The sequence below is a fragment of the Bradyrhizobium sp. 930_D9_N1_4 genome (assembly GCF_052076015.1).
Taxonomy (GTDB): Bacteria; Pseudomonadota; Alphaproteobacteria; order Rhizobiales; family Xanthobacteraceae; genus Bradyrhizobium.
On the sequence record NZ_CP197236.1, the window covers coordinates 5507661 to 5533000 of the forward strand.

Genomic DNA, 25340 nt, shown 5'->3' on the forward strand with positions numbered 1-25340 from the left:
TCGCCGGCTGCGGCCGCTCGATCAGGCTTCGTCTTCGATGACGTTCCTGAGCACGCCGAGGCGCTCGACCTCGATCTCGACGACATCACCGGGCTTCATCCAGAGCGGCGGCTCGCGCCGCGCACCGACGCCCCCCGGCGTTCCGCTGACGATGACGTCGCCGGGCTCGAGCCGGGTGAACGTCGAGCAATATTCGATCTGGCGCGGGATATCGAAGATCATCTGCTTGATCTTCGCCTCCTGCATGACCTGCCCGTTGAGGCGGGTCTCCAGCTTGAGCTCGTCCAGCGGACCGAGTTCGTCCGGCGTCATCATCCAGGGGCCGAATGCGCCGGTGTCCGGAAAATTCTTGCCCGGCGTGAACTGATGCGTGTGACGCTGGAAGTCGCGGACGCTGCCGTCATTGTAGCAGGAATAGCCGACGACATGATCCATGGCGTCCGCGCGCGAGATGTAGCGGCCGGCCTTGCCGATGATGACCGCAAGCTCACCCTCGAAATCGAGATGGGTCGAGACGCGCGGCCGCAGGATCGGGCGCAGATGTCCGGTCTGGCTGTTGGCATAGCGCGAGAAGATGGTGGGGTGCTCGACTTCGGCGCGGCCGGTCTCCTTGCGGTGGGTTTCGTAGTTCAGCCCCACGCAGATGATCTTGTCGGGGTTCGGAATGACGGGCAGCCAACTGACCTTCGAGGTTGGAACGGCAGCGGCCTTTGATCCTGCATCCGCAACGCCAGCCAGGCCGGAGCCAATAGCGGCCTTGAGATCGGCATAGCGCGACGCCAGCACAGCGCCGACGTCAAAAAACTTCTCGCCTTCGACGATGCCCCAGGTTGTACGTCCGTCGATCGCTACAGTAGCCAGTTTCACAGCGTTCTCTCCATTTTCAGATCGGGAATTTTATCGTTCGCGGCCGGGACGTCGCGAAGACGCATGTCCATCTCGCGCAGGAGATCGTCGAGCTCGGTGGCATTGCGCGCGGTGCCGAAGACGTAATGGTCGGGCCGGACGATTGCTGCGACGGCACCGTGCCGGTCGAACCAGCTCGCCAGCACCCCCTCGGTCTCTTCGAGCATGTTCGGCGCAGTCGCGCCGCACGGCGCGACCGCCGCGGCCGATATGTCCGGGCTCGTGGCGCAGAGCGCAAGCAAGGCGGCGGCATCATGGCTGCGGCCGTCGATGAACCCTCGCCAGCCGGGTCCGGTCACCTCGTCAAGCAAGCGAACCGTGCCGCCGCTCGCGATGCGCGGCTGAGGAAACAGGCTTCCCCGCGCCGGCGTCTCGTGCTGCGCCAGAAATCCCGCGCGAAGCGGCGGGATGATTTCCTGCCGGGTCATGAGCAGCGGCTTGCCGCCACCGTCTGCCAGGATTTGCGCATCACGCCGCCGGGCTGCCGCCGGATCGCGCTCGCAGATCGATTGGCCGATCGCCTTGATCTTGCCGGTCAGCTCGATGACGTGCTGCTTGCGTTCAACCGTATAGCTGTCGAGCAGGCTGTCGGAGGACACGCCCCTGAGCACGCGATCCAGCTTCCAGACGAGGTTGGTGGCATCGCGCAGGCCCTGGCACATGCCCTGGCCGATGAAGGGAGGCTGCTGATGCGCAGCGTCGCCGGCAATCAGGATCCTGCCGTTGCGCCACTCAGCGGCAACGAGGGCGTGGAAGCGATAGGAGGCTGCCCGCCACAGCGCCCCGTCCTGCGGCGTGATCCACGGCGCAAGCAGCTTCCAGACGTTGCCCGGCTGCTCCATCTGCCGCGCATCTTCGCCCGGCAGTAGCATGATCTCCCAGCGGCGATGGTTGTTCGGGCCGATCAGGAAGCTGACGGGCCGCGCCGGATTGCAGAATTGCGCGGAGCATTGCGGCAGGCGGCCAAGCGCGCTTTCGTTGACGCGCAGGTCGACGACCAGCCAGGGCTCGTCGAAGATGAGATCCTCGAGGCCAAGGCCCGCGATCTGCCGCACCGTGCTCGAAGCGCCATCGCAGCCGACCACATAGCGCGCGGTTACGGAACGACACAGTCCGTCGCTGTCTTTCAGACGTGCCTCGACGCGATCGGAATTTTGCACGAGATCGAGCAGCTCGACGCCGAGCTCGGCCCGCACATTCGAAAAACCGGTCGCGTGACGGCGCAGCTCGGCCTCGACCTCGGGCTGGCTGAACACCATGCTCGGGGTGTAGCCGAGCGGATAGGGTTTCGCGACCATGTCGATGCGCCGTATCAACTGGCCGTCGACGCCGAAATGCTCCGATGCGGTGAAGGGCTCGATATAGGGCGAGACCGCTTCGGCGAGGCCCATATTGTCGAAATGGCGAAAGATCTCGTGGTCGAGCGCGATCGCGCGCGGCTTGTCGTAGACATCTGTAAGCCGGTCGATGACCAGCGTGCGGTGACCGAGGCGGCCGAGCTGGCCCGCGGCAATTGCGCCGGTCGGGCCGAAGCCGACGACGAGCACGTCATAGTCCGTGGCGCCAGCTGTCGTCATGCGCGCGCCGTCGCGAAGGGAATGGCGAGCTGCGCCGACTTGCAGGCGTCGGATTTGGGCGGGGCGATGCCCCATTGATCCGTTCGTCCCGGCGGCCAGACCCAATCGCCCGGACCTTTCGCGACGTAGCTGTCGTCGATCTGCAGGACTTCGGCGGTGTATTCGATGACGGCCCCCGCAGGGTCGACGAAATAGGCGAAGACGTTATCGCCCGGCCCATGACGGCCGACGCCCCAGCCGATCGGATAACCGTGGTCCAGCATGCGACCGGAGCCGCGCATGACGGACTCCAGATCGGGCATCAGGAAAGCAACGTGATTGAGTCCGTTGCGAGCGGCTTCCGCAAGCACGATCGCATGGTGATCACTGTTGCAGCACAGGAACGCCATCAGCTTCGACCGGTCCGACAGCCGGAATCCCAAGGTCTCCCGATAGAACGTCGAAAGCTTCTCGATGTCGGCGCTGTTGATGTTGACGTGCGCCAGCCGCTCGGGCCGGTCCGCGACCACGCGCGGCGGCTTGGTCCGATCGCCATGGACGAACTCGATGGCGCATCCCTGCGGTTCGCAAACGATGAAATGTTCGCCGCCCGACGGCGCAGGGGATGACGCAGGCGGGCTGATCACCTCACAGCCGGCTTGCTGCGCACGCGCGAACAGGCGGTGCAGATTCTCCTGGGAGCGAACGCGGAAACTGACCTTGCGGAGCGAGGTCGCCTCACCCAGCGTAAGTTCGAGCACGTGGAAGTCACTGCCCGTTGCAGCGAGGTACACCGTGCCGCCGGCTTCTGCCGCGACGTCGAGGCCCCAGACTTTTGTGTAGAACTCGACCGAACCGGCGAGGTGCGGCGTCGCGATCTCGACGCTGCGCAGGGCCGTTACCGGAAAGTCGGACATGGGACTTCCTTGTCAGGACACGCGAACGCCAACTCATTAATATGTACAAAATTATGAGTAAAGCAAAAATTTATAAATAAGGTGCCCAGAGCCTGCTAATGTACACAAGCGTCGCGATTCCATTGGATGCCCATGAGCCCTGACCTGCCAAGCCAGAAAGTGGACCAAGCGGCGACGCTGGCGACCACGATCTACGCGCGCCTCAAGGCCGATATCCTGACCACGCGGCTCGCGCCCGGACGCAAGCTGCAATCGCGCTTCCTGATGGAGCAGTACAATGTCGGGCAGACCCCGCTGCGCGAGGCGCTCAACCGTCTGACGGCCGAGGAGTTCGTCGTCGGCATGGAGCAGCGCGGCTTCTATGTGAAGGAGGTCAGCAAGGAGGAGCTCCAGGAGCTGACCAAGACGAGGTGCTGGGTCGAAGGCCTGGCGCTGCGCGAGTCCATGCAGAATGCGACCCAGGCCTGGGAAGAGGCCTTGCTGGTGGCGCATCACCGGCTCGATCGCACGCCGCGCTCGCTCAAGCCCGACAGGTTCGAGGACAATCCGGATTGGGAGAAGGTGCATCGCGCGTTCCACGCGACGCTGGTCGAGCTGTGCGGTTCACGGCCCCTGCTCGGCTTCTGCGAGCAGCTCGCCGACCGGCTCTATCGCTATCGCATGATGTCGATCGCGAAGGCCTATCCGGCGCGCAAGGTCGGCGCCGAGCATAGTGACATCCTCCAGGCGGTTCTTGCCAGGGACCCCGATCAGGCCGTGCGTCTGCTTCAGCAGCACTATCAGCGCACCGCCGACGTCATCTATTCCGACCTCGACGGCGTGCTGGCGTAGCCGCGTGGCGAGCCGCCGAGATTTCTACCGCCGCACGCCGACGCGATTGAGGCTCAGAACGCCTCAGCGACGACGGCGCGCTTCTATTTCGGAAGGCATTCCACGTTATAGGCAATGATCAGCTGAACCGGATCGGCCTTGCCAACGCTCTTCAGATCCTCCAACCCGCTTCTCAATTTGTCCCCGGCATGCTTGAGGCTGCCTTCGAGCGCCATCTTGGCCGACTTGCATCGGTCTTCGCTCGAAAATTCCTGAAACACCACGGTCGGAAGCAGCCGCCATTCCGCCTTGTCGCTGGTCGCGGCGGGACTGACCGAATAGGAAAAGACATACATCAGGACCCACATCGGACGATTCCAGGGTGATGCAACAGTAGTGATTTGGCCCGCACAGTCAGGGCACGCCGATGCCGCGGCCGCTCCCGTGACGTCATTCGATGTGGGGTGAACGGCAATCAGAATGAACGTCGAGGCGACCCTTGGCTTCTTCTTCCGCCAGCAGCCTCAGCAACAATTGCCGCCGCTCGTCCGAGGTTTCAGGTGCCGCGAGCTGCTTCTTGAACAGGATCAGATTTTCGTAGTGAATGAATGCTTCGAGGGGTCCCATGGCCGCCTCCCCTGCTGCGATGCCAAGAGAGCAGTTTAGGCACGTCCGATCGCGACGGAACATTGTCCCAAAGGGCAGCGGCCATTGTCGCGTTGGGTCAGGCCTGATCAGCCAGGCATGCAAATCCCGCAAAGTCGAATGGAAATTGAAACCTTCTTCGCGCCTCGCGCGCCAAGGGCCCTGCCGCATCCGATCAGAACGTCATGCGCATGCCTGCGTAGAACGCGCGCGGCCGTGCCGGGCTGAGCGAGCGCGGGTCGTTGAACTCGGCGCCGCCATTGGTGAAGTTGGGCAGGGCCTCGCGATCGAAGAACGTGCCATAGGTCGCGTAGCGCTTGTCGAAGACGTTGTCGACGCGGCCGTAGAGCTGGAAGTTTTTCGTCACCTGGTAGGACGTGTGGAGATTGAACACAGTGTAGGACGGCAGCTTCGAATACTGGTTGTTCTCATCGCCGACGAAGTACTGGCTGGACACGAAGATCGCGTTGCCGCCGACTTTCCAGACGTCGGTGACCGCATAGTCGACGCCGACCTTGACGCGGTGGCGCGGGATTGCGGGAAGCTGGTTGCCGCGCAGCACCTGGATGGTCTCGGTAACGGGATCGGCAAACGGGCTCTCGGAGCCGAGCTCGAACGGATCGAGATAGCGTGCGTCGACGAACGAATAGCTCGCCTGGAACTGAAGCGTGGGCGATTTGATGTTGACCTCGGCCTCGAGTCCCTGACGCCGGGTACGGCCGACATTGGTGAAGTAGCCGAAACCGGTGCGTCCGACCGCGGGAACGGCAACGATGTCGTCATAATTTGTCGCGCGGAAGCCACCGACCTTCCAGCCGAGCGTACCGATGTTCAGCTCCTTGGTCCCGCGGAAGCCTGCCTCGATGGTCTTGGACACGACCTGCTTCAGCGGCGGGTCAGAGACGAGAAACGCCGCGATGAGACAGGGCCGCATTGGATCGGCGCAGCCGAGCTCGAGCGGCGTCGGCACGCGGTTGGCCGCGGAATAGCCGGCATAGGCCGTCAGCTCCGGATTGATCCTGTAGGTGCCGCCGATCACGGGATTGAAGCGCATGAAGGTGTGATCGCCGTTGAGATCGGTCCCGAGTTGGTCCTCCAGCGTGATGCGCGCCACGTTGAAGCGGCCGCCGCCGGTGATGGCGAAGGCATCCGTGACGTTGAACGTGTCCATCGCGTACAGGCCGTTGTACTGGTTGACGGTTCGCAGCGAGACTGGACCGGCAACAGGGTCCGGCAGACCTGTCGGCCCCAGGAAAACGCCGCTGCCGCTGACGACGTAGTTTTCTCCCATCGAGCCGATCTCGGCGGTGGCGTTGTAGCGCGTGACACTGGCATCGTAGGTCGCGCCTATCACGAAGCGGTTGTCGTGTCCGAACAGCTGGTCGGTGTTGGTGGCTTGCCCCGACACGCCGAAGGTGGTCGAGCGGATCGAGCTGCGGTCGATCTCGCCGAGAATCGTTCCCGGTGCAAAGGGATTGGCAAGCTGAAGACCGTTCACGCCGTTCGCGGGCGTGGTGTCGTCGCCAAAGCATAGCAACGTCGGATCCGCGCCGCACTCCTGCGCGTCGGTCGGATTGCCGTCGACGATCTTCTGCTCGTACCTTCTGACCCGGGCGGTGCCCTCGAGCGTCCAGGTCGGCGTCACATCGGCCTTGCCGGTCAGGTTGAGATAACCGACGCGGTTGCTCGTGGTCTGCGGCGTGGTGTAGGTCGCGCCCCAATATTTGTCGAGCAGCTCGGCCGGAACGGTGGCGCTGGCGCCAAAGTCGTTTTTCGCGACGCCCATGTTGGCGTGGAATTCGCTGTCGCCGGCCTTGTAGCCGACATCGCCGTAGAAGCGCCGCACGGTCGATTGGGAGAAATTGCGGAAGCCGTTGTCACGCACGCCTTCGAGCGCGCCGTAGACGCCAAAATTCTTGTCGACGGTCTTGCCCCATTGCGCGGAGCCCTGGATGCGCCCGAACGAGCCGCCCATCACGTCAATCTCGGCGCCCTGATAAGTAAAGCCGTCCTTCATTTGCATGTTGAGCGCACCGCCCAGCGCATTGAGGCCGAAGGCGGGATTGTTGGTGACGAGCGTCACCGACCGGATCGCGGCGGTCGGGATCAGGTCCCAGTTGACGGCGTCCGAGAAAGCCTCATTGATGCGAACACCGTTCTGGTACACGGCAAGACCTTGCGGCGTGCCCACCACCGGCGAGGCGACGAAGCCGCGGAATTCGACATCAGGCTGAAACGGATTACCCGTGACCTCGCTGATGTTGACGCCGGGAATGTTGTCGCGCAGCGCATCGGTGATGTTGAGCGAGTTGGTGCGCTTGATCTGGCTGGCATCGACGGCGTTGATCGCCGACGGGACCTTGTCGACATCGAGACCCCGGCCGGTGCCCGGCGAGGTCGGGTAGACGTAGAGCCGTGTCTTCGGCGCGGCGGAGGCCGGTGCCCCGATGCGCGCGACCGGCCGCGCCGGCGCACTGCGCCTCACGGCGGGCGGCGGCGGCGCCGAGATCTCGACGGCCGGCAGGTTCTGGACGTTGGTCTGCTCGTCCTGCGCGGCCCCGGCAGGGCCTGCGAACACCAATCCCGACATCAGCCCGGTCGACACCGATGCCATCAACGAACGACGCTTGAACCGAAAACGCCTGACCTGAAAACGCTTGCCCATCCCTGCCTTCCCATCCGTGCCATCGGCTGTTTTGATTTTCGCCGTTTGGTTGAGATGAGTGTAATCAGCGGTCACGTTCCCGCCAGCCACAAAAGATCGGGCAACATCCACACCGGTTTTCCCGACCAAATCGGGAATTTTTCCCGATCTTCTCGGGCGCGATCAGGCGGCTGCCGTCGGAACCAGCGCCTCCACGGTCAGCCCGCCATCGCCCGAGACGACGTTGAGCGTGCCGCCCAGCGCCAGAATGCGCTCGCGCATGCCGACGAGGCCGAAGCCGAGCTTCTGGCCCGGCTCCATGCCGCGGCCATTGTCGCTGACCCGCACCCGGGCGCAGCCGCGGCCGCTCGCCTGCTCCACGGGTTCGATGACGACATTGATCGAGGTCGCGCCGGCGTGGCGGAACACGTTGGTGAGCGCCTCCTGCACGATGCGGTAGATCGTGAGATCGGCGGTCTCCCCGGTCGGGCCGAGTACCGGCGAAATCATGGTCTCGATCGCGACATCGGGGTGCGACTCCCGCCACAGCCGCGACAGCGATTCCAGCGCCTGGCGCAGGCCGAACTCGGCAAGGCCCACGGGCCGCAGCCGCTCCAGCACGCGGCGATTGAACTGCTGGAGTGCGTTGATCTGCTCCATCATGGCGCTGCCGTGTTTTCGCACGGCCTCCGCGCTCGGCGCGCGCCCGTCCGCCTGCTTCGCGAGCGCACTCGCATGCGCGCGCAGCGAGAACAGATACGGCCCGAACTCGTCGTGCAGCTCGCGCGCGATCTCCTTGCGCTCGACGTCCTGGAGCGAGACCGCCCGCTCGGCAAGGCGCCGCTTGTCCTCGACCGCTTCGCCGAGCGTCGCTGCGAGATGGTTGAGCTTGGTGCAGATCGCCGCGAGCTCAGGCGCCCCGCCCGGCGCCACGCGCGCCTGATAGTGCCCGTCTTCCAGTTCGGCCATCACCTCCGCCAATGACTGGAGCGGCGCCAGCGCCCGGCCGACCACCGTCATCATCACCAGGAACAGCGCGAGCGCGATCACCGAGCCGACCTCGAGCTGGGTCACGATGGCATCCCAGATCTCCGCGATCTCGTCATCGGGATGGGCGGTGATCACCAGCGAGCCCGGCTTGCCATGCACCGAGACGGGGACGCTGACCGCGGTCTGCTCGGGATGAACCAGGCTGACGAACCAGGCCGGCGGCCCGCGTGCGTCATCGTCGGCACCGGCGCGAGGCGGCGTCAGCGAGTTCCCGCCGGCGTCCTGAAGCGCGATGCTGACATGGCGCAGACGGCTGAGATCGCGCGCGATCTGGTTCAACTTCGCATCCGGATCCGGGGCCTCGTTCAGATCCGCCACGATCATCTCGATGAACTCGCGCGCGAGCCGGATCACGCTCTGGTCCTCGGCCTGCACCCGGGGACCTGCTTCCGCGACCTGCCGGCCGATATTGACCGCGAGCCCCAGGGCCAGCAGCAACGCGAGCAGGAGGTTGATGCGCGCGCGCAGGGAGAGATTTTGCCACATTGGTACCGCCGATGCCCCGAAGGTTCGCCCGCACCTGCCCGACGACGTTGACAGGGACGAAGCGCCCGATATCTAATCGAAAGCGTACAGCAATCCCGGCCGGGCGCGAAACAGGCCAAGACGCTGTCACAGGGAACGCCTATGCGCATTCTGATCGTCGACGATCATCCTATTGTCGCCTCCGGCTGCCGTGCCGTGCTGGCCGACGAGGGCGAGATCGAAATTCTGGAGGCCGCTGACGCCGAGGACGGCGAATGCGTCTTCATTGTCGAGCGGCCCGACCTCTCGATCATCGACATCAACCTGCCGACCGTCTCCGGTTTCGAGCTCGCGCGCCGTATCCTCGAGCGTGCGCCGGAAGCCCGTATCATCATGTTCAGCATGAACGACGACCCCGCGTTCGCCGCGCGCGCGATCGAGTGCGGCGCCAAGGGTTACGTCTCCAAGACCGGCGACCCCGACGACCTCGTCGAGGCGATTCGCGCAGTCGGCGGCGGCGGCACGTACCTTCCGACCGCGATCGCGCGCAGCATCGCTTTCGCAGGACCGACGCTGGCGCAAAGCCCGCTGTCGAAGCTGAACGCGCGAGAAATGGAAATCCTGCGGCTGCTCAGCGCCGGGAAGAGCCTGTCCGAGATCGCCTGGCTGGTACAATCGTCCTACAAGACGGTCGCCAACACCTCCTCGATCATGCGACAGAAACTGGGCGTGAAGACCTCGGTCGAGCTGGTGCGGCTGGCAATCGACAGCGGCGTCGCCTGACCTTGCGTCAGGCTTTGCGCGCCGGCACAAATTCGGTCACACAAGCGTTGCAGTATAGATGTGGTGCGATGCCACTGGAGCTTAGGGCATGACGATTCAGACTGTCTCGACCAATACATCCTATGGCGGCGTCCAGGGCGTGTACCGCCACGCCAGCCAGGCGACCGGAACCGACATGACGTTCTCGGTCTATGTTCCTCCGCATGCCGCCGGCGCAAACTTGCCCGTGGTCTGGTATCTCTCCGGCCTCACCTGCACGCACGCCAACGTCACCGAGAAGGGCGAATTCCGCAAAGCCTGCGCCGAACTCGGCCTGATCTTCGTCGCACCCGACACCTCACCGCGCGGCGCCGACGTGCCTGGTGATGCCAACAATGCCTATGATTTCGGCCTCGGCGCCGGCTTCTATGTCGATGCGACGCAAGACCCGTTCGCGCGAAACTATCGCATGTGGAGCTATGTCACCGACGAGCTGCCGAAGATTGTGGCGGGAAATTTTCCCGTCGATGCCAAGCGGCAATCGGTGATGGGCCATTCCATGGGCGGCCACGGCGCACTGACGGTCGCGTTGCGCAACCCGCACCGCTATCGCGCGGCAAGCGCCTTTGCCCCGATCGTGGCGCCGTCGCAAGTGCCGTGGGGCATCAAGGCGCTGACCGGCTATCTCGGGCCGAACAAGGATGCATGGCGCAACCATGACACCGTGGCGCTGATCGAGGACGGCGCGAAGTATTCCGGCTTCCTGGTCGACGTCGGCGAAGCTGACAATTTCCTGAAGGAGCAGCTCAAGCCGGAGCTGCTGGAAGCCGCCTGCACCAGGGCCAACATCCCGCTGACGCTGCGGCGGCAGGCAGGCTACGACCACAGCTATTATTTCATCTCGACCTTCATGGGCGATCACCTGCACTGGCACGCGGAGCGATTGAAGGGGTGACGCCGTCTTCCCTTCTCCCGTTGTGATGAGGGGCATCTCTCCACAACCGCTGTATCGTAGGGTGGGCAAAGCGAAGCGTGCCCACGATCTCTCTCAAATCGCTGATTGATCGTGGGCACGGCGCATTGCGCCTTTGCCCACCCTACGGCTCCCGACGCACTGAGAGAATACCCTACTCCCGCTTGCCGTAATTCGGCGCCAGCAACCTGTTGCGGATCAGGTAACTCATCGTGCGCGACCAGGATTCATCCGTGTTGCCGCGCATGTCGGCGCTGGCGGCGGCGATCATGGTGCCGGTCTTCACGTCGCGCAGATAGATGTTGAGGTTGATGATCAGGTTCGAGACCTTCTGCACCATGCCGGTGATCTCCAGCTCGGCGCCCAATTCTCCCGCAAGCTTGAGATCACAGTCGCCGCACGCCTGCAGGTTGGCATGACGGGCGGCTTCCCTGATCGGCGCGATGTCGAGCACCTGGAACCTGCCTGAGTCAGTCAGTTCCTTGCGGAGCTGTTCACTGATGAGAAGCAGCCGCGCCTCTTCCGGCTCGGAGCCGTAGAACTCGCCGGGCAGGCTGGTGTCGAGCAGCTCGAAATCGAACACCGCGAGTTTCGGCGGATCAGCGAATGCGGTCGAACCGGTCAACAGCAAAGCTGCGAAACATATCAGTGCTCGCATGATCGTGATTCCTGGCCTCGCGCGCGGGGACGAAATGCGGGGTTGCATGCCCTGACAAATTCGTCATGCTTCAGCAGAGACAATTCTCCACCGGCGGTCAAGCCAGGGAGAACGCCTGGAGGAAACATGATCCGATGGTTGCTCGGCCTGATCGGCTCGAGTCTGGTTGCGGCCCAAGCGCTCGCGGCCGACCCGACCCAGATCGGCGTCGGCTATCTCGGCATCGCCGGCACCAGATCGACGCTGTCGCTGGTCGAGCAGCCCGCGGAGAATGACGGCGTTGCGGGTGCGCGCCTCGCCATCGAGGACAACAACACCACCGGAAAATTCCTCAACCAGCGCTTTACGCTGGAGGAACGTCGCATTCGGGAAGGCGAGGACGTGGTTCAGGCCGCGACCGCGCTTGCCGAGAAGAACGGCTTCATCGTCGCCGACCTGCAGGCCGAGGCCCTGCTGAAGGTCTCGGACGCCCTGCGCGACCGCGGCACGTTGCTGTTCAATGCCGGTGCGATCGACGAGCGGCTGCGCGAGGCCGATTGCCGCGCCAATGTCATCCACACCGCCCCGACGCGCGCGATGCTGGCGGACGCGCTCGGCCAATACCTGGTGTGGAAGCAGTGGAAGCGCTGGCTGCTCGTGGTCGGCTCGCATGACGAGGACAGGCTGTTCGCCGACGCGCTCCGGCGTACCGCCGCGCGGTTCGGCGCCAAGATCGTGCAGGAGAAGACCTTCGAGGACAAAGGCGGCGCACGACGCACCGATAGCGGCGTGACGCTGATCCAGCGCCAGATGCCGGTGTTCACGCAAGGCGCGCCGGCTTACGACGTGCTGGTCGCCGCCGACGAGAGCGAAGTGTTCGGCGCTTATTTGCCCTATCGCACCTGGGATCCCCGCCCCGTCGCCGGCTCGGCCGGTCTTGTGCCGCGCAGCTGGGACGCATCGCAGGACCAGTGGGGCGCGATCCAGATGCAGAACCGCTTCGTCAAACTGAATTCGCGGCGCATGAGCGCGCTCGACATGCAGGCCTGGACGGCCGTGCGCATGATCGGCGAAGCGACCTCACGCACCAATTCCGGCGACGCCAGGAAGGTCACGGACTTCATCAAGGGCCCGGACTTCTCGGTCGCCGCCTTCAAGGGCACGAAGCTGACCCTGCGCGACTGGAATCTCCAGCTCCGCCAGCCGATCCTGCTGGTCGATGGCCGCATGGTGGTCTCGGTGTCCCCGCAGGAAGGCTTCCTGCACCAGGTCTCCGAGCTCGACACGCTCGGCTACGATCGCCCGGAGAGCAAATGCAAGCTGAAATGAGGATGCAGATGTCGCGCATGTGGCGTGTGGGGTTGCTGTCCGGACTGGCGCTCGTGGCCGCGCCGGCGCACGCGTTCATCGCTTATGTATCGAACGAGAAGAGCAATACGGTGTCGGTGATCGATACCGACACCTGGACCGTGACCAAGACCATCAAGGTCGGCCAGCGCCCACGCGGCATCGATTTCACGCGCGATGGCAAGTTCGTGATGGTCGCGGTCGGCGACGACGACACCATCCAGGTGATCGACGCCAAGACGCAGGTCGTGGTCGACAGCCTGCCCTCCGGGCCCGACCCGGAATTGTTCGCGCAGGACGCCGCCGGCAAGATCCTCTACGTCGCCAACGAGAACGACAACACGGTGACCGTGATCGACCTGGAGAAGCGCGCGCGGCTCGGCGATATCCAGGTCGGCGTCGAGCCGGAGGGCATGACCATCAGCCCGGATGGAAAATTTCTGATCAACACATCAGAGACGACCAACATGGCGCATTTCATCGACACGTCGACGCGCCAGATCGTCGCCAACGTGCTGGTGGACGCACGGCCGCGCTTTGCCGAGTTCAAGCACGACGCTTCCGAAGTGTGGGTGTCCTCGGAGATCGGCGGCACGATCTCGATCATCGACCCCAAAAAGCATGAGGTGATCGACAAGATCAATTTCGAGATTCCGGGCCTGCGGAAAGAGGCGATCCAGCCGGTCGGCATCGGCATGACCAAGGACGACAAGACCGCCTTCGTCGCGCTCGGGCCCGCCAACCGCATCGCCGTCGTCGATGTCGCGACACGCAAGGTGACGAAATATCTGCTGGTGGGACAGCGCGTCTGGCATATGGCGTTCACGCCTGACGAGAAATATCTGCTCACCACCAACGGCGTCTCCAACGACGTCTCCGTGATTGATGTCGCCGCTCAAAAGGTGATCAAGACCATTCAGGTGGGCGAACTGCCCTGGGGCGTCACGATCGCGCCATGACCAGTCCCGCCCCCATCACCGAGCCACGCGAGACGCCACGGCCGGATCCGGCCGCAGTGCCGGCGCTGGCGATCGACGGCGTCAGTCATGCCTATGGACCGCGCCGCGCGCTGATGGACGTCTCCTTCAACGTGCAGCCTGCAAGCTTCACGGCGCTGCTCGGCCTCAACGGCGCCGGCAAGAGCACACTGTTCTCGCTGATCACACGCCTGTTCGGCATCCAGACCGGCCACGTCGGTATTTTCGGCCACGACGTCGGCAGGAGCCCAGGCGAGGCGCTGCGGCTGCTCGGCGTCGTATTCCAGCCGCGTACGCTCGATCTCGATCTGTCGCTGACACAGAACCTGCTCTATCACGCAGCCCTTCACGGCATCAGCCGCCGCGAGGCCCGCGCGCGAGCCGCCGAGCTGCTCGACCGCATCGGGCTCGAAGAGCGCGCCGGCAGCAAGGTCCGCGATCTCTCGGGCGGTCAGATGCGACGGCTGGAGATTGCGCGCGCGCTTCTGCACCGGCCGCGCCTCTTGCTGCTGGACGAGCCGACCGTCGGGCTCGACGTCAAGGCGCGCGCCGACATCATCAGCCATGTCCGCCAGCTCGTGACCGAGCAAGGCATCGGCGTGCTCTGGGCCACGCATCTGTTCGACGAGATCATGCCCGGCGACGACCTCGTGGTGCTGCATCAGGGCAAGGTGCTGGCGCAGGGGCCGATGAGCCGCGTCATCACCGAGGCCGGCGCACAGGACGTCAACACCGCCTTCATGCGCCTGACCGGCGCGCAGACGATGCCGGGAGGCGGCGCATGAGCAGCATCACGACGCGGGATGCGCCGCGCGGCTTCTCGGCCGGCGAGTACATGACCTGCCTCACCGGCATCGTCTGGCGCGAAGGCCTGCGTTTCCTGCATCAGCGCGAGCGCTTCGTCTCCGCACTGGTGCGGCCGCTGGTCTGGCTGTTCATCTTCGCCGCCGGTTTCCGGCAGGTGCTCGGCATCTCCATCATCCCGCCTTACGAGACCTACATCCTCTACGAGGTCTTCATCGCGCCCGGGCTGATGGCGATGATCCAGCTCTTCAACGGCATGCAGTCCTCGCTCTCGATGGTCTACGACCGCGAGATGGGCAACATGCGCACGCTGCTGGTGAGCCCGCTGCCGCGCGGCTTCCTGCTGTTCTGCAAACTGCTCGCAGGCACCGCGGTGTCGCTGCTCCAGGTCTATGCCTTCCTGCTGATTGCCTGGTTCTGGGACATCACGCCGCCTCCGATCGGCTATCTCACCGTACTGCCGGCGTTGATCCTGTCGGGGCTGATGCTGGGCTCGCTCGGCATGCTGATCTCTTCCGGCATCAAGCAGCTTGAAAGCTTCGCCGGCGTCATGAACTTCGTGATCTTTCCGATGTTCTTTGCCTCCTCCGCACTCTACCCGCTCTGGCGGGTGCAGGAGGGCAGCCCCTATCTCTATTATCTCTGCGAGGCCAATCCGTTCACCCATGCGGTCGAACTGATACGGTTTGCGTTGTACGGCCAGATCAACTGGATCTCACTGGCGGTGGTCGCGACCTGCACAATCGTCTTCATGATCGGCGCGATCTATGCCTATGATCCCTCGCGCGGGCTGGCACGACGGGGCCCTGCGGGAGGCGAAGGATGATCGTTCGGGTTCTGGCCATTGGCGCTTTGGCACTCGCAGTCGCGAGCACGGCTGCGCGCGCGGCCGATCCGCGCTACCCCAACTGGCCGTGCACGCAGGCCAAGGTTCCTGATATCTCGCTCGCCGCCGTCTGGTCCGGCCCCGCGCTCGACGACGCCGAGACGAAGTGGAAGGACGATACCAGGGTCACCGCGCTGGTCTCAAAGCTCTCGGCGCGCAAGACCCCGATGGACGAAGCCGAGAAATCGGTGAAGGACTTTCTGGCCGGCTCCGCGACTGACAAGACCGCGAACGCAAAACTGCTGTTCGCCGGCCTGTTCGACACGCTCAATGCCCAGCGTTCCCAGGTCATGGCCGGGCTCGAGCGCGTCAGCCGCAAGCAGCGCGAGGCCGCCGACAAGATCCGCGAGGAAGCCATTCAACTCCAGGCGCTTCAGGGCGCAGCGTCACGCGACGACACCAAGGTCGAGGCGCTCAGCAACGAGCTGATCTGGAAGACTCGCATTTTCGAGGACCGCAACAAGGTGGTGCGGTTCGTCTGCGAGGTTCCAACCGCGATCGACCAACGCTTGTTCGCGCTGGGACGCGTGATCCAGCAGGAAATGGAATAGCGTCAGCCTTGCTGACGGCTTTCGCAAAGTTCCCGCGATATCAACGCCATCGTTAACCTTTGCCGCGCTGCCCCGCCGGAACCAAATCGATCCGGGATCGCTTGTCGATGTGATCCTAGACACCGGGAGGCCTTGATGGGAACAGCAAGATTCATCTACGCAGGCGCCGCGGCCCTCAGCATCCTTGCAACCAGCGCCTTTGCTGACGACATGACGGGCATGGTCACCAGGATCGACCGGCTCAACAGCACGATCTCGATTCAGGAGACGCAGAAAGGCACGGTCGGCGGCAGCGCAGGCGGTGCCGGCACGCTCCAGCAGTACAAGGCCAAGGATGCCGCGATGCTGGACGCCGTCCACGCCGGCGACCGGGTGACGTATTCGGCGACCAGTGCGGATGGCACGGGAACGCTGACGAAGTTGCAGAAGCAGTAGGCGAAGCTCCATCCACACCGTCATTGCGAGCGCAGCGAAGCAATCCAGCATCTTTCCGTTGAGACAGTCTGGATTGCTTCGTCGCTGCGCTTCTCGAAATGACGAGGAGAGAGTTGTGCGCCGATCATGACACCTATTGCTCCGGCCGTGGCTGCGGTTGCGCCTCCTCCGTCGGCAGCTTCGCGCGCTCCCAACCGTCGGTGCCATCAGGGTACCAGGCGACGTTGGCATAGCCGTACGCCAGTGCGCGCTTGGCGGCATTCCACGACATCCAGCAATCGGCGAGGCAATAGATCACCAGCAGCGCGGCCTTGTCGCCGCGCGAGGCGTGCGCGAGGCCGCGCTGGAAATAATCGTCCATGGCCGGCGGCAGCGCGCCGTAGCCGGTGTCCGGCAGCCAGAGGCTCCCCGGAATGTTTTTGCGCGGCATGTCGCGCCACACCGTGCCTTCAGGCAGGTTCTTCGGCTTCGGCGCACGCGGCAGCACGTCGATGAAGGCGCCGCTCCTGGCGCGCCAGATCGCCTCGGCTTCTTCCGTCGTCAGCACGCGCGCGCGCGCCAGCGTCGCCGGCACCGGCGCGCGGTAATTGTCGGTGCGATAGCCCTCGGGCTCGAACGGCTCCTGCTGCTGCGCGAATGCCGGTACCGCGAGCATCGCGGCAACGAGCGCAGCGGCAAGCTGCCGCCTCATGGCGCCTTCTTGGCCGTCTCCGCACCGAGCGGCTTGTCGCTCTCGTCCAGCAGCGGCACACCGAACTCGACCAGGATCTTGTTGATCTCGCCCTGGTTCTCCTGGATCAGCTTGTTGAGCTGCCGCTTCCAGTTCTGGTCGGCGGGACGCACGCCCATGCCGATGCGATAGACCAGCTTCGGACCCGTGGTTTCCTTCACCAATGGTGTCACGTGCATGGAGCCGGCCTTCTTCGCATAGTATCCGGCCATCGGTCCCCACAGCACGCCGGCCTCGATCTTGCCGGCCACGAGATCGTCGACCATCGCCTGCGCCGAATTGTCGAAACGCGTGTCGATCATCAGCGGATAGGGCTTTGCATTACCCATCAGACCGGCCAGCGCCATGTTGGTCGCCGGCGGCGTGCCGGCGACGATGCCGACATGCTTGCTCTTCAACTTCGCGTCTTCGAGCGTGTCGACGTCCTCGAGCCCGCCGCCCGCTTTCGAAACCAGCGCATAGCTGGTGCGGTAATAGGGATTGGTGCCCTGCACGAGGTCGTCGCCTTGCGGGAAACCCATAATGACGTCGCAGCGATGCGCGCCCAATGTCATGCGCACGAAGCCCGTCGCCTGCGGAAAGAAGACGTAGTCGAGCTTCTTGCCCAACTTGTCGGCAACAAACTCGGCGAGCTTGTTTTCGAAGCCCTCGCCCTTCTCGTTCGAGAACGGCAGATTGCGGGGATCGGCGCAGACGCGCAGCACATTCGGATCAACCAGCTCGAACGAGAGATCGCCGCTGTCCTTGGTCTGCGCCATGGCGACATCGCCGAACGCGCAGGATGCAACCAGTACCCACAGTGAAAACAACCAGCGACGATGTCGTCCGGCCTCCGTCATCGCGCTTCCTCCTCGGTTCGTCCGAATGCTATCCATGCAACGCATGGACGCATCATGTTTCGCCAACTTTGCGTTGGCTTGTTGTGTTGCAGTGCAACGCAGTCAACCCTTTGAACTGAGGCGAAAAAGTGTCTCGCATCGCTCTCGTGATCGCAGCCTTGTCCCTGCTGGGGCATACCACGCTAGCACGCGTGGGAAGGGCCGAATTGCCTGTGAGCGAAGTCGCACCGGGAATCTTCGTACACTCCGGGACCATCGCCCTGATGACGCGCGAGAATGAGGGCGATATCGCCAATGTCGGCTTCATCGTCGGCGAGGATTCGGTCGCCGTGATCGACACCGGCGGCAGCCTGCGCGAGGGCGAGGCGCTGCTGGCGGCGGTGCGGGCCCGCACCAGCAAGCCGATCCGCTATGTCATCAACACCCATGGCCATCCCGACCACGTCTTCGGCAATGCCGCGTTCGTTGCAGCGGGAACCAGCTTCGTCGGCCACAGCAGGCTGCCGCAGGCGATGGCGAGCCGCGGGCCGTATTATCTCGATAATTTCAGGCGCATCATGGGCAACGAGCTGATCGATCCCGTGAAGATCGTGCCGCCCACGATGCTCGTTAGGGATACGCTGACGCTCGATCTGGGTTCGCGCCGCCTCACCTTGCGGGCCTGGCCGGCCGGGCACAGCGACAACGACCTGACCGTGTTCGACGAGACGAGCAAGACGCTGTTCACCGGCGACCTGGTTTTCGTGCGCCATGTTCCGGTGATGGACGGCAGCATCCGCGGCTGGCTCGCAACGCTCGGGGAACTTGGTCAGATCCCGGCGCAGCGAATTGTCCCCGGTCACGGCCCTGTGAGCGACTGGCCTGCCGCGATGGCGGACGAGCGGCGCTATCTCACGACGCTGCTGGCGGACGTCCGTGCCTCGAACAAGAAGGGGGAGCCGATCCGAACCGCCGCCGACAAGGCGGCCGCTGAGGAGCGGCCGCACTGGCAGCTGTTCGACGACTACAACGCCCGCAACGCAACCGCAGCATTTTCGGAAATTGAATGGGAGTAGCGGACGCGCTATCGTGAGCTGGAGATCGGCTTCGCCGACTCTGGCAGCAGGAGATCAGCTTCGCTGACTCCGGGGACCATGACCATGACGGGATGCACACGCCGCCTGCCCCTGATCGCCGCCTTGCTCGGCATCGCCTTTGTCGTGCCGGCGTGGGCTGAAGAGTCCGACAATCCCTGGCCGGGTCTGGTGCAGGACATCTTCAGCAACCGGACGATGAACGACGGCAACGATGTCATCGGCATCGAGATGCCCTATCGCGCCGAGGACGCGGCGATCGTGCCGGTGACCCTGCGCAGCAAGCTGTCGCCCGCGGATAGCCGCCGCATCCGCTCGATCACGCTGGTGATCGATCGCAACCCGGCACCGATGGCGGCGAAGTTCGAGCTCGGCGCCGACGCCAACGTCACCGAGATCTCCACGCGCGTGCGCGTCAACAATTACACCGACGTCCACGCGGTCGCCGAGCTCAGCGACGGCCAGCTTTACGTCTCGAAAGTGTATGTGAAGGCCTCAGGCGGCTGCTCGGCGCCGGCCGGCAAGAATGCCGAGGAGGCCAACAGCCGCCTCGGCAAGATGCGCTACCGGCAGTTCGCGCGCGAGGAAGCGCCGGCGAGCCGCGTCCGCGAAGCGCAGATCATGATCGGCCACCCCAACAATTCCGGCCTGCAAATGGACCAGGTCACGCAGCTCTACATTCCCGCCTTCTTCGTCGACCAGCTCAAGCTGACGCAGGATGACAGCCCCGTGCTGTCGATGGAGGGCGGCATCTCGATCTCGGAAGATCCCAACCTGCGGTTCACCTATGTGTCCAACGGCGCCAAGCGCTTTCGCGCGGAGGCAAAGGATACGGACGGGCATGTGTTCCGCAACGAGTGGGATGTGGAGAAGCCGGGGACGTGAGTCTCCCAATCGTCATGGCCGGGCTTGCCCCGGCCATCCACGGACTTCGTGTCTAACCCAGGAACGTGGATGCCCGGGACAAGCCCGGGCATGACGAATACGATTGGCGTGAAGCTAGCGGTTAGAAACACCTCACCTCGGCTTCCGCCTGAGCCCGCCGCAAATCATTCACCGCCGTGTTCGCCTGCTCCGACGTGCGGAACTGGACGCCGAGATTGCCGCGGACCTGCGACATGCTCAGCGCGGTCTCGGCGGTGACGTAGCGGTCATAGGACACGATCGAGGCCACAACGTCGATCGAGCACGAGCATTGCTCGATCGACTGCCGGCTCTCGCCATTGGCTTTCATGCAGCCATAGACGTATTCAGCACGCGCCGATGTCGGATAATCATTGGCCTCCTCGGCCCGCGCCACGCATGCGGTCGCAGCCCACACCGCCAATGCGGCGACAATCGGTCGTAGCTGTCCCGCCAGATTCATGCGCGTCCTCCCGCTGGTTGCGACGAAAGCTATGCTATGCGTATTGTCCTGAAAAGCACTCTATCAGAGGAAACGGCTCACAAGGTGATGAGAGTATTTGGTCGAACTCTTGTACTCGCGGCGACGTTGGTGCTGACGCTGGCCGCACCCGCCCGCGCCGCAGATACGATTCGCCTTGCAGTGCAGAAAACCGGAACATTCTCCTGGGAGCTCGCCGCAATCCGCGCCGCCGGGCTCGACAAGGAGGCCGACCTGTCGCTCGACGTCACCGAGCTTGCGAGCCCCGAAGCCGGCAAGATCGCGCTGCGCGCCGGCAGCGCCGACATCATTCTGTCGGACTGGCTGTGGGTGTCGCGCGAGCGCGCGCTCGGCGCCAGGCTGACCTTCTATCCCTATTCCAGCGCGCTCGGTGCGGTGATGGTGCCGGCCACCTCGCCGCTCAAGACGCTTGCAGACCTCAAGGGCCGCAAGCTCGGAATCGGCGGCGGCGCGATCGACAAGAGCTGGCTGCTGCTGCAGGCGCGGATGAAGCAGGACGGCATCGACCTGAAGTCCGATGCGAGCATCGTCTATGGCGCCCCGCCTTTGATCGCCGCCAAGGCGCTCGACGGCGAGATGGATGCGAGCCTCAATTTCTGGAATTTCAGCGCCCAGCTCGAGGCCAAGGGTTTTCGCCGCCTCGCCGGCATCGAGGAGATTTTGCCGAAGCTCGGCGCCAAGGGCCCGGTCTCCGCGGTCGGCTATGTCTTCGACGAGAGCTGGGCGGCGAGCCATCGCGACGCCGTGGCGCGTTTCATCGCGATGACCCGCAAGGCCAAGCAGTTGCTGATCACGTCGGACGCCGCCTGGGACAAGATCGCGCCGCTCACCGGCACCAGCGATGCCACCCTGCTGAAAACCTACCGCGACCGTTATCGCGACGGCATTCCACGCCGGAGCATCGCCGACGAGGAGGCCGATGCACGCGTGCTCTACCGCGTGCTGGCCGAGATCGGCGGCCGCGACCTGGTCGGCCCCGCGGCCGAGCTCGACCCCGGCACGTTCTATCACGCAGTCCCCGGAGACTGAGGTGCTGCGTCTGCTCTCGTTTGCCCTGTTACTCGCGATCTGGTGGACCGCCGCGCTGTTCGTCGACGGCGCCAAGCTGCCGTCCCCGCCTGCCGTGCTCCAAGTGATGATCGCGGAGGCGTCGAGCGGCGCACTGTTCCTGCATCTCGGGGCGACGCTTGCCCGCGTCATCCTCGCCTTCGTGCTGGCGATGTCGCTCGGCAGCGCCATCGGCTATCTGATGGGACGGGTCAAGCTCGCCGACCGGCTCGGCGATCCCTGGCTGATCCTGCTGCTCAACCTGCCGGCGCTGGTCGTGATCGTGCTGGCCTATATCTGGGCCGGCCTCACCGAGGCGGCCGCCATCGCCGCGATCGCCATCAACAAGCTGCCGACCGCCATCGTCACCTTGCGCGAGGGCACGCGGGCACTCGACCGCTCGCTCGACGAGATGGCGACGGTGTTCGCGATGCCGCGCTGGCGCGCCTTCCGCCATGTCGTGCTGCCGCAGCTGGCGCCCTATATCGCGGCCTCCGCCCGCTCCGGACTGTCGCTGGTGTGGAAGATCGTACTGGTCGCTGAACTGCTCGGACGTCCCAACGGCGTCGGCTTCGAGATCGGCGTCGCCTTCCAGCTGTTCGACACGCCGAGGCTGCTGGCCTATTCGCTGACCTTCGCCGCCGTCGTGCTCGTCATCGAAACCTTGCTGGTGCAGCCGTTCGAAGCCCGCGCAACACGGTGGCGGCCCCGTGCGGCTTGAGGTCGAGATATCGGGCAAGACGTTCCGGAGTGTCGCGGGCGAAACCCACGAGGTGCTGGCGCCGGTCAAATTCGCGCTTCAATCCGGCGAGGTCGGCGTGTTGATCGGCCCGTCCGGCTGCGGCAAGAGCACGATGCTGCGCATCATCCTCGGGCTCGATCACGAATTTCAGGGACGCATCGCGCGCCCTCCGCAGGCGCGCATCGGCATGGTGTTCCAGGAGCCGCGACTGTTGCCGTGGCGCTCGGTCGAGCAGAATGTGCGACTTGCGGCGCCCGACGTCACCGACGCGAAGCTCGCCGAATTGTTCAGGATCCTGGAGCTGGACGCGCATCGCAGCCACTTTCCCGGCGAATTGTCGCTGGGCCTCGCCCGTCGCGTCGCACTCGCCCGTGCCTTTGCGGTCGAACCCGACCTGCTCGTGCTCGACGAGCCCCTCGCCTCGCTCGACGACGCGCTTGCCGGGCGCCTGCGCGACGAGATCGCGACGCTGGTCGCGAGCCGCCCGGTGATGACGCTGCTCGTTACCCACAGTCTCGATGATGCGATCCGTCTCGGCGACCGCCTGTTCTTCCTGTCGCCGCGCCCGGCGCGCATCGTGCGGGAGGTGCCGATCACCATTCCGCGCGCAGAGCGCAGCGACGCCGAGCTCGGCAGGATCAAAACCGAACTCGCAGCCTTGCTGCTTGAATCGAAATGAGAACTCGTGGTCAACTCGACGAAACGACGTTACGAGGGAGGTTCACCATGCGGCGTACGCTGATTGCGGTCGGCATCCTGTTGGTTGCGATGCCGGGCGCGGCGCTCGCGCAGGCCAAGGGCAAAGGCATCCGGCTGTGGAATCTGACGACGGAGACGATCTCCGGTTTCCAGCTCTCGGCGGCCGGCAAGACCGACTGGGGACCGAACCAGTGCCTGAACGACAAGGACAAGGAAGTCGACCACGATGAGCGGCTGCGCATCACAGGCGTCGAGCCGGGTCGCTACGACGCCAAGGTCGGCTATCCCAACGGGCGCCAATGCGTGGTCCGTGACATCGAGATCAAGGCGGATGCGGTATTCTCGATCGCTGACAAGGATCTGAAGGACTGCACGAAGTAGCGCAGGCACATAACAGGCGCCTCTCCTCATCCTGAAGAGCCTGCACAGCAGGCGTCTCGAAGGATGAAAGGCCCGGCTGCAGCGGTTGGGCCTGCATGGTTCGAGACGCGCGTTCCGCGCTCCTCACCATGAGGGGATAGACTTCACGCCTTGTCGTTCGGGTGCGGATATTCGCAGCGCCAGCGCACCGCCTGCCACTTCGGATGGTCCCCGACCCATTGCGCGATATAAGGCGGCGCGGCCATCGCGCATTGCGTCGGCGAGCCTGCAAAGTTGAACACCAGATGCTGTTCCTCGCAGGTCGCAGGCGAGAGCAGCGCACACACAGTCACCACCAGGTCAATCGGGTTCATGCCGGGATCCTCTCGCAAGGGCGATGGAGATTAGCACAAGAAGCTACGTTCCGAGGAGGGGGAAGTTTCAATCGGGCAGGTTCCCCGTGGCCATCCTTCGAGACGCCCTAGAAATTGACCCCGAACACCAGTCGCGCCTGGTGTCGCTCGAAATTGGCGAGGTCGAGATTGCCGCCCGCCCCAGCCGAACGGCCCCAGGCCTGCATGCTCCAGCTGAGCGTCAGCCGCGACTTCTCCGAGAGCTGAAAGTAGGCGGTCGGCCCGACGAACAGGGCCTGGCCTGCAAACTCGCCGAGGCCGATGCCCTCATATTGCCGGAAGTAGCGCATCTCGCCGCCGAGCAGCACATTGGGGCGCACGCGGACCAGGCCCGCAAACGCCGCGCCGATGGTGGAGCTTTTCTCGGATACGCCTGCTACCTCGAAGCGCCCCCATTCGGGCTGGTAGATCAGGTTCAACGCGCCAATGAGGTAGTTCGGGATAAGCTCGCGGTCGAAAGCGAGGGTGAAATCGGTGCCATACATCCGCCCCTTCGCGCCGCTGGTCTCGTCGATGCGATCGCCATGAAGCTCGGCCGCAACGGTCAACCCGAACGGTGCGCGCTCGCGATCGAGCAGGCGATAACGCAAATCGAGCGAGGCGCCCTGAAAGTTGAACTGGCGACGATCGTCGATATCCGGGACGCCCGTGATGTCGTGAAGGCTGGCCGTGGCGCCGAGCTCGACGCGAAAATTCGGCAGCGGCACGATTTCAATCTCGACTTCCTGCTGGAGGGCCCGATAGGTACCGCCCTTGCCGAAGCGCCCTGTCGTCTCGGTCTGAAATTCGCGCTCGCCGGGATTGCCGACGTCGGTGCCGATCATGAAGCCGAAGATGTGCTCGGTATCAAAGCCCTCTTCGGCGCTGACACAGGCCGGTGCGAGCGCGACCGTGCAGGCAGCTATGATCCGGAGTGTTTGGGCTCTCGCGCACATCCCTGACACTACCACGGCTTCGACGGCGTTCGCCATCGAAGCCGCGGCAGGTCGTCAGTCTTGATTACTTGCGCGCAGCGCAGGCGTACATGTTGATTTCCATGCCGACCGGCACTTCCACGATCTTCGGAGCTTTCCAGGCCATTCGGGTCTCCCCAAGGTATTGAGCGCGACATCGCGCGGGGCAAAACCTAGGGCTGCGTCAGGGACAGCGCAAGTCTGGAATCGAACCGCGAACACAGCGAACTGTCCCATCGCACTCGCAAATTTCCCTCTCGGGCAAATCGCCTTCGCTCCCAGTCAAGCCGCGCGATTTTCACCGCAACAAACGCAGCAGCGCGCGGCCGGCGCGCGCGTTCAACTCCTTCGCATCCAGCGTTCCGTCCTTGTCGGGATTCGCTGCGTTGAAGCGCTGCTCCACCACCGAGAGATATTCGTCGAGCGTGAGAGTCCCGTCGCGATCGGGATCGGCGGCGGCGAGTTCTTTCGCCGTTAACCGTCCGCGCAATTCGCGCGCGTCCAGTGTGCCGTCGCGGTCCGGATCGAGCTTCGCGAACAATGCGCTCGCCGCCTTCTTCACCTCGGCGAGATCGAGCGTGCCGTCATTGTCGGTGTCGAACATCTTGACGGCACTGCCGGATGCCGCCCAGGCAGGGCCGGACAGCATTGCAATCGTGAGAGCAAGCGCAACAGTGCGACGTGAAATCATCAGAACCTCCTGATCAAGCCCCG

At 64.3% G+C, this 25340-nt stretch carries 30 protein-coding genes; 15 read left to right on the plus strand and 15 right to left on the minus strand.

What is annotated here, in order from left to right; all coding sequences use genetic code 11:
• Nucleotides 1-21: 21 nt before the first annotated feature.
• Genes AB7532_RS26305 through AB7532_RS26315 form a run of 3 tightly spaced genes read right to left on the minus strand, consistent with a single transcriptional unit; the run spans nt 22 to nt 3379 of the window.
• Nucleotides 22-867: a fumarylacetoacetate hydrolase family protein gene (locus tag AB7532_RS26305; protein ID WP_441237600.1), complete on the minus strand. Its 846-nt coding sequence runs from the start codon at nt 865-867 to the stop codon at nt 22-24.
• Nucleotides 864-2483: a bifunctional 3-(3-hydroxy-phenyl)propionate/3-hydroxycinnamic acid hydroxylase gene (locus AB7532_RS26310; protein WP_441237601.1), complete on the minus strand. Its 1620-nt coding sequence runs from the start codon at nt 2481-2483 to the stop codon at nt 864-866. The genes AB7532_RS26305 and AB7532_RS26310 overlap by 4 nt, the downstream gene beginning before the upstream one ends.
• Nucleotides 2480-3379 (minus strand): VOC family protein, encoded by a 900-nt coding sequence (locus AB7532_RS26315; RefSeq protein WP_441237602.1) that lies wholly within the window; start codon nt 3377-3379, stop codon nt 2480-2482. The genes AB7532_RS26310 and AB7532_RS26315 overlap by 4 nt, the downstream gene beginning before the upstream one ends.
• 132 nt (nt 3380-3511) lie before the next feature.
• Between AB7532_RS26315 and AB7532_RS26320 the strand changes: the two genes are divergently transcribed.
• Nucleotides 3512-4210 carry a GntR family transcriptional regulator gene (locus AB7532_RS26320; protein WP_441237603.1) on the plus strand — a complete coding sequence of 233 codons (699 nt, stop codon included), beginning with the start codon at nt 3512-3514 and terminating at the stop codon, nt 4208-4210.
• Between the two features lie 83 nt (nt 4211-4293).
• Here the strand turns inward: AB7532_RS26320 and AB7532_RS26325 are convergent, their stop codons facing one another.
• The 4 genes from AB7532_RS26325 to AB7532_RS26340 form a co-directional block, all read right to left on the minus strand.
• Nucleotides 4294-4557, minus strand: a complete 264-nt coding sequence (locus AB7532_RS26325; RefSeq protein WP_441237604.1) for a hypothetical protein — start codon at nt 4555-4557, stop codon at nt 4294-4296.
• A gap of 82 nt (nt 4558-4639) precedes the next feature.
• A complete protein-coding gene (locus AB7532_RS26330) occupies nt 4640-4816 on the minus strand; it encodes a hypothetical protein (RefSeq protein ID WP_441237605.1) in 177 nt (58 codons plus the stop codon).
• 193 nt (nt 4817-5009) lie between these two features.
• Nucleotides 5010-7499 (minus strand): TonB-dependent receptor domain-containing protein, encoded by a 2490-nt coding sequence (locus AB7532_RS26335; protein ID WP_441237606.1) that lies wholly within the window; start codon nt 7497-7499, stop codon nt 5010-5012.
• A gap of 162 nt (nt 7500-7661) precedes the next feature.
• Nucleotides 7662-9014, minus strand: coding sequence for a histidine kinase (locus AB7532_RS26340; RefSeq protein ID WP_441237607.1), 1353 nt, complete (start codon nt 9012-9014; stop codon nt 7662-7664).
• A 141-nt stretch (nt 9015-9155) separates the two neighbouring features.
• Here AB7532_RS26340 and AB7532_RS26345 point away from each other — a divergent pair, with 141 nt between their 5' ends.
• Nucleotides 9156-9776 (plus strand): response regulator, encoded by a 621-nt coding sequence (locus AB7532_RS26345; protein WP_212489456.1) that lies wholly within the window; start codon nt 9156-9158, stop codon nt 9774-9776.
• 88 nt (nt 9777-9864) lie between these two features.
• The gene (gene fghA / locus AB7532_RS26350; protein WP_441237608.1) at nt 9865-10710 is read left to right on the plus strand and encodes an S-formylglutathione hydrolase; all 846 of its coding nucleotides are present in this window, start codon (nt 9865-9867) and stop codon (nt 10708-10710) included.
• A gap of 172 nt (nt 10711-10882) precedes the next feature.
• Here fghA and AB7532_RS26355 read toward each other — a convergent pair whose 3' ends face one another.
• Complete coding sequence (locus tag AB7532_RS26355; RefSeq protein WP_441237609.1) at nt 10883-11386, minus strand: DUF3280 domain-containing protein; 504 nt, start codon at nt 11384-11386, stop codon at nt 10883-10885.
• A 126-nt stretch (nt 11387-11512) separates the two neighbouring features.
• On the opposite strand from AB7532_RS26355, the gene AB7532_RS26360 reads away from it, so the two are divergent.
• The 6 genes from AB7532_RS26360 (at nt 11513) to AB7532_RS26385 (ending at nt 16365) form a co-directional block, all read left to right on the plus strand.
• Nucleotides 11513-12694, plus strand: coding sequence for an ABC transporter substrate-binding protein (locus AB7532_RS26360; protein WP_441237610.1), 1182 nt, complete (start codon nt 11513-11515; stop codon nt 12692-12694).
• Between the two features lie 8 nt (nt 12695-12702).
• On the plus strand, nt 12703-13671 hold the full coding sequence (locus AB7532_RS26365) for a YVTN family beta-propeller repeat protein (RefSeq protein ID WP_441239355.1): 969 nt from the start codon (nt 12703-12705) through the stop codon (nt 13669-13671).
• The gene (locus AB7532_RS26370) at nt 13668-14474 is read left to right on the plus strand and encodes an ABC transporter ATP-binding protein (protein WP_441237611.1); all 807 of its coding nucleotides are present in this window, start codon (nt 13668-13670) and stop codon (nt 14472-14474) included. The genes AB7532_RS26365 and AB7532_RS26370 overlap by 4 nt, the downstream gene beginning before the upstream one ends.
• Nucleotides 14471-15319 carry an ABC transporter permease gene (locus AB7532_RS26375; RefSeq protein WP_441237612.1) on the plus strand — a complete coding sequence of 283 codons (849 nt, stop codon included), beginning with the start codon at nt 14471-14473 and terminating at the stop codon, nt 15317-15319. The genes AB7532_RS26370 and AB7532_RS26375 overlap by 4 nt, the downstream gene beginning before the upstream one ends.
• The gene (locus tag AB7532_RS26380; protein WP_441237613.1) at nt 15316-15930 is read left to right on the plus strand and encodes a hypothetical protein; all 615 of its coding nucleotides are present in this window, start codon (nt 15316-15318) and stop codon (nt 15928-15930) included. Before AB7532_RS26375 ends, AB7532_RS26380 begins: the two co-directional genes overlap by 4 nt.
• 135 nt (nt 15931-16065) lie before the next feature.
• Nucleotides 16066-16365 (plus strand): copper-binding protein, encoded by a 300-nt coding sequence (locus AB7532_RS26385; protein WP_441237614.1) that lies wholly within the window; start codon nt 16066-16068, stop codon nt 16363-16365.
• Between the two features lie 133 nt (nt 16366-16498).
• Here the strand turns inward: AB7532_RS26385 and AB7532_RS26390 are convergent, their stop codons facing one another.
• Nucleotides 16499-17056, minus strand: a complete 558-nt coding sequence (locus tag AB7532_RS26390; protein ID WP_441237615.1) for a PQQ-dependent catabolism-associated CXXCW motif protein — start codon at nt 17054-17056, stop codon at nt 16499-16501.
• Nucleotides 17053-17934 (minus strand): substrate-binding domain-containing protein, encoded by an 882-nt coding sequence (locus AB7532_RS26395; protein WP_441237616.1) that lies wholly within the window; start codon nt 17932-17934, stop codon nt 17053-17055. The genes AB7532_RS26390 and AB7532_RS26395 overlap by 4 nt, the downstream gene beginning before the upstream one ends.
• 128 nt (nt 17935-18062) lie before the next feature.
• On the opposite strand from AB7532_RS26395, the gene AB7532_RS26400 reads away from it, so the two are divergent.
• Together AB7532_RS26400 and AB7532_RS26405 are read left to right on the plus strand one after the other, a co-directional pair.
• Nucleotides 18063-18989, plus strand: a complete 927-nt coding sequence (locus tag AB7532_RS26400) for a quinoprotein relay system zinc metallohydrolase 2 (protein ID WP_441237617.1) — start codon at nt 18063-18065, stop codon at nt 18987-18989.
• Between the two features lie 84 nt (nt 18990-19073).
• Nucleotides 19074-19892: a quinoprotein dehydrogenase-associated SoxYZ-like carrier gene (locus tag AB7532_RS26405; protein ID WP_441237618.1), complete on the plus strand. Its 819-nt coding sequence runs from the start codon at nt 19074-19076 to the stop codon at nt 19890-19892.
• Between the two features lie 121 nt (nt 19893-20013).
• On the opposite strand, the gene AB7532_RS26410 is transcribed toward AB7532_RS26405, so the two are convergent.
• A complete protein-coding gene (locus AB7532_RS26410; RefSeq protein WP_441237619.1) occupies nt 20014-20373 on the minus strand; it encodes a hypothetical protein in 360 nt (119 codons plus the stop codon).
• A gap of 87 nt (nt 20374-20460) precedes the next feature.
• Here AB7532_RS26410 and AB7532_RS26415 point away from each other — a divergent pair, with 87 nt between their 5' ends.
• The 4 genes from AB7532_RS26415 to AB7532_RS26430 are packed head-to-tail and all read left to right on the plus strand — an operon-like array spanning nt 20461 to nt 23281.
• On the plus strand, nt 20461-21441 hold the full coding sequence (locus AB7532_RS26415) for an ABC transporter substrate-binding protein (RefSeq protein WP_441239356.1): 981 nt from the start codon (nt 20461-20463) through the stop codon (nt 21439-21441).
• A 1-nt stretch (nt 21442) separates the two neighbouring features.
• Complete coding sequence (locus tag AB7532_RS26420) at nt 21443-22180, plus strand: ABC transporter permease (RefSeq protein WP_441237620.1); 738 nt, start codon at nt 21443-21445, stop codon at nt 22178-22180.
• On the plus strand, nt 22170-22880 hold the full coding sequence (locus tag AB7532_RS26425; RefSeq protein ID WP_441237621.1) for an ABC transporter ATP-binding protein: 711 nt from the start codon (nt 22170-22172) through the stop codon (nt 22878-22880). The genes AB7532_RS26420 and AB7532_RS26425 overlap by 11 nt, the downstream gene beginning before the upstream one ends.
• A gap of 47 nt (nt 22881-22927) precedes the next feature.
• The gene (locus AB7532_RS26430) at nt 22928-23281 is read left to right on the plus strand and encodes a hypothetical protein (RefSeq protein WP_441237622.1); all 354 of its coding nucleotides are present in this window, start codon (nt 22928-22930) and stop codon (nt 23279-23281) included.
• A 143-nt stretch (nt 23282-23424) separates the two neighbouring features.
• Here AB7532_RS26430 and AB7532_RS26435 read toward each other — a convergent pair whose 3' ends face one another.
• The 4 genes from AB7532_RS26435 to AB7532_RS26450 form a co-directional block, all read right to left on the minus strand.
• Entirely contained in the window at nt 23425-23634 is a 210-nt protein-coding gene (locus tag AB7532_RS26435) for a hypothetical protein (RefSeq protein WP_431206398.1), read from the minus strand.
• A 107-nt stretch (nt 23635-23741) separates the two neighbouring features.
• Nucleotides 23742-24644 (minus strand): hypothetical protein, encoded by a 903-nt coding sequence (locus AB7532_RS26440; RefSeq protein ID WP_441237623.1) that lies wholly within the window; start codon nt 24642-24644, stop codon nt 23742-23744.
• 28 nt (nt 24645-24672) lie between these two features.
• Entirely contained in the window at nt 24673-24753 is an 81-nt protein-coding gene (gene pqqA, locus AB7532_RS26445) for a pyrroloquinoline quinone precursor peptide PqqA (protein ID WP_012029362.1), read from the minus strand.
• Nucleotides 24754-24924: 171 nt separating this feature from the next.
• Complete coding sequence (locus AB7532_RS26450) at nt 24925-25317, minus strand: EF-hand domain-containing protein (RefSeq protein WP_441237624.1); 393 nt, start codon at nt 25315-25317, stop codon at nt 24925-24927.
• Nucleotides 25318-25340: the final 23 nt, after the last annotated feature.